The sequence below is a fragment of the Candidatus Symbiothrix dinenymphae genome, assembly GCF_001431085.1.
The window spans coordinates 1-448 of record NZ_BBRU01000408.1 but is presented as its reverse complement, the minus strand read 5'-3'; the positions used below and the strand labels follow the sequence as shown (position 1 = coordinate 448).

At 52.2% G+C, this 448-nt stretch carries 1 protein-coding gene; it reads left to right on the top strand.

Going from position 1 to position 448, the window contains the following annotated elements:
• Positions 1-448 (top strand): M48 family metalloprotease (locus ASC50_RS04615; RefSeq protein WP_158648442.1); only part of this gene is annotated, 448 nt, incomplete at both ends.

Sequence of the window (448 nt, the reverse complement as noted above, 5' to 3'; positions counted from 1 at the left end):
GATATGGTTTTTGATAGCCTATTTTGCAAACACCGCCATCATTCAACGTGCAACCGGCGCGCATTCGCTGGAGCGCAAAGAAAACAAGCGCGTTTACAACTTGGTAGAAAACCTGTGCATGTCGCAAGGGATGCCGATGCCAAAAGTGAACGTCATAGAAGACGACTCGCTGAATGCCTTTGCCAGCGGCATCAACAACCGCACATTCACCGTCAGCCTTTCGCGCGGGATTATCAACAAATTAGACGACGATGAGTTGGAAGGCGTTATCGCGCACGAACTCTCGCACATCCGCAACCGAGACGTGCGCCTGCTGATAGTGAGCATCGTCTTCGTAGGCATTTTTGCCATGCTGACGGAAATTGCGTTCCGCATGCTCCTCCACTCGCCCCGAAGCCGAAGCAGTAGCAACAGCAAAAACGGCAACGGCATATATCGTTGGAGCAGG